This is a genomic window from Cobetia sp. 5-11-6-3 (assembly GCF_013374055.1).
Classification (GTDB): Bacteria; Pseudomonadota; Gammaproteobacteria; order Pseudomonadales; family Halomonadaceae; genus Cobetia; species Cobetia marina.
Genome location: NZ_BLWJ01000030.1, coordinates 1 through 290 on the forward strand (window position 1 = coordinate 1; position 290 = coordinate 290).

Sequence of the window (290 nt, forward strand, 5' to 3'; positions counted from 1 at the left end):
GCCGCCAGGTAGTCGAAATCTTCCCCGACCGTGCTGCTGTCGAAGGTCCAGGTGAGATTGCCGTCAGTGCCGGCGCCCTCGATGATGGCCGCGGCATCCACGCCCAGCATGCCGAGCAGATCGGTCTCGGACAGCGTGCCGATATCCCCGTCAGCGTCGACGCCGGTGACACTCGGCGTGACGCTATCGGTGAGGTCCACGTCCGACACGGACAGCGTGCCCGTGGCCGACAGCGGCGCATTCGCTTCTGTCAGACTGGCCGCGGCACTGTCGTCCGCGTCCACACGGAT

The 290-nt window shown here is 66.9% G+C and carries 1 protein-coding gene; it reads right to left on the minus strand.

Annotated elements, in window-relative coordinates; genetic code table 11:
* Nucleotides 1-290: hypothetical protein (locus tag HXS66_RS17275; RefSeq protein ID WP_176504177.1), on the minus strand; the 290-nt coding region annotated here is incomplete at both ends.